The 2,729-nt window shown below is 65.3% G+C and carries 2 protein-coding genes; both read left to right on the top strand.

The window, feature by feature from the left end:
- A partial coding sequence (gene gspD, locus RMO81_RS13935; RefSeq protein WP_310476500.1) for a type II secretion system secretin GspD occupies positions 1-1,485 on the top strand: 1,485 nt, incomplete at its 5' end.
- On the top strand, positions 1,482-2,729 hold a 1,248-nt coding region (locus tag RMO81_RS13930), incomplete at its 3' end, for a GspE/PulE family protein (RefSeq protein ID WP_409049625.1). The genes gspD and RMO81_RS13930, both read left to right, overlap by 4 nt.

The raw sequence follows: 2,729 nt of genomic DNA, 5'->3' as shown, positions 1-2,729 counted from the left end.
GAAGGGCGCGGCTGGCAGGTCGCACCGGTTGATGCCAGCAATTCGTTGGTGTTGCGCGGTGATCCCGCAACCCTGGCCAAGCTGGCGCGCATCGTCGCCGATCTCGATCAGGCCGCCGCCGCCGGCAGCGATGTGCGGGTGTTCTTCCTCAACCACGCCGATGCCGAAAAACTGGTGCCGGTGTTGCAGCAACTGGTTGGCCAGCCGGTCAGCCCGGCGTCCCAAGCCGCGCCGATGGCGCAATCGATGCAGAGCGCCTTTGGCAACGCCAATGCCGGGCAAAATCAGGGGCAGGGCCAGCCTGCATCCAGCGCGCCATTGCAGGCCGCGCCCAGCGGTGGATCGTTGGGCACCAGCGGCTTCGTTCCCGGTGCCAGCATTGGCCGCGGCCAGGCGGTGATTGCGCGTTATGAAGGCGCCAACGCCATCGTGATTGCCGCACCTGCCGATGTGCAGCGCCGGCTGGGCGAAGTGATCCGCCAGCTGGATGTGCGCCGCGAACAGGTGCTGGTGGAAGCGGTAATCGTGGAAATCAGCGACATCGCCGCCCAGCGTCTGGGCGTGCAGTTCCTGCTGTCGGGCACGGGGGGCAGCAACATCCCGTTTTCGGTCACCAATTACAGCAACGCCGCGCCCAATCTGCTGGCGGTGGCCGGCGCAATCGCAGCGGAAAAACGTTACGGTCAGGACAATTCGACCACGGTTGCCCTGCGCGATGCGGCGGTCAACAGCCTGCTCAACGCCACCGGCGGCCAGTTCGGTTTTGGCGGCAATCTCGGTTCGAATGCCGTGTTTGGTTTCGTTATCAACGCGGTAAAGGCCGATACCGCGTCCAACGTGCTCTCTACCCCGTCGGTGATGACGCTCGACAACGCCCAGGCCCATATCCTTGTCGGCCAGAATGTGCCGATCGCCACCGGCCAGGCGCTATCCAACAATTTCGACAACGCCTTCCGCACCGTTCAACGCCAGGATATCGGCATCGCACTGGATGTGCGCCCGCAAATCAACGCCGGCGGCACCATCAAGCTTACGCTGCGCCAGGAAGTGAGCAGCATCGCCACCGCCGTCATCACGCAGGACGTGCCCGATCTGATCCTCAACAAGCGCGAGATCAACACCACTGTCACCGTGGACGACGGCCAGATCCTGGCTTTGGGTGGCCTGATTGACGAGAATGAACGTCGCGCCATCGAGAAAGTGCCGCTGCTGGGTGACATTCCGTTTTTGGGCAATTTGTTCCGATCGAAATCGCGCAGCCGCACCAAAACCAATCTGATGGTGTTCATCCGCCCCACCATCATCCGCAACGCTGAAGACGCGGCCAAGCTGACCGGAGAGCGTTATCAATATGTCCGCGCCGAACAGGCTCGCCGCGAAGGCACCGCCGAAACCAGCCTCGATATGCTGGTGCGCGATTATCTTAAAAGCCCGATTCCAGGTGCGCCCGCTGCTGCTCCGCCGCCCGCGCCGCCGAAACCATGAGCCAGCCCGCCCTTTCTCATGCCCCCGCCTTGTCTTATGCCTTTGCCAAGGCGCAGGGGATGATCGTCACCGTCATGGGCGACGTGGCGGAAGTGGTGCGCCGGCCCGGCAGCAATGCAATGGCGCTGGCCGAAGTGCGCCGTGTCGCCGGCCGGCCGCTGGCGCTGAAAGACGTTGGCGATGCCGAGTTCGACCGCCTGCTGCAGGATCATTATGCCCGCAGCGCCTATGCTGGCGAGGCCGACGATCTGCTGGGCTTTGGTGATGCCCTGCCATCAGCCGAAGACCTGCTGGCCAGCGACGATGAAGCGCCGGCCATCCGGCTGATCAACGGGCTCATCGCAGAGGCCGCCCGCCTGAAAGCGTCGGACATTCACATCGAACCGTTCGAAACGGCGCTGGTGGTCCGCATGCGCGCCGATGGCGAGCTGCAGGAAATGCACCGGCTGCCGCCCGGCGTCGCGTCCGTGCTGGTCAGCCGCATCAAGGTGATGGCGCGGCTGGACATTGCCGAACGGCGCCTACCGCAGGATGGCCGCATGGACCTGACACTGGGTGCCAAGCGGCTGGATGTGCGCGTTTCCACCCTGCCCGCGCGCGGCGGCGAACGCGTGGTGCTGCGCCTGCTCGACAAGGAAAATGCCGGCATCGATCTGGCCGCGCTCGGCATGCCCGACAGCGCCGAACGCGCCTTCCGGGCCGGCCTGGCCGAAGCCAATGGCCTGGTGCTGGTGACCGGCCCGACCGGCAGCGGCAAGACGACGACGCTTTATGCCGGACTGAAACTGCTCAACGATGGCCGCAGCAATATCCTGACCGTGGAAGACCCGGTGGAATATGCCGTCGATGGCATCGGCCAAACGCAGGTAAATCCCAAGGTCGGCCTCAGCTTTGCCGCCGGCCTGCGCGCCATTCTTCGGCAAGATCCGGATGTGGTGATGGTCGGCGAAATCCGCGACGCCGAAACCGCCAGCATCGCCGTGCAGGCCGCGCTCACTGGCCATCTCGTGCTGTCGTCGCTGCACACCAATGATGCCGCCAGCGCCATCACCCGCCTGCGCGATTTCGGCGTTGAACCGTTCCTGCTTGCTGCCACGCTGCGCGCCGTGGTGGCGCAGCGGCTGGTGCGCCGGCTCTGCCCCGCATGCCGCACTTCCCATCCGGCCGATGCCGGCACCGCTGCGGCACTGGGCATCGCGGCCGGCACGCCGGTGTGGGCTGCACCGGGCTGCGAGGCGTGCAAT

It is taken from the genome of Sandarakinorhabdus sp. (assembly GCF_031422795.1).
In the GTDB taxonomy this organism is placed as follows: Bacteria; Pseudomonadota; Alphaproteobacteria; order Sphingomonadales; family Sphingomonadaceae; genus Sandarakinorhabdus.
Note: the sequence above shows the minus strand (reverse complement) of the source record. Positions and strands in the feature narration are given on the sequence as shown.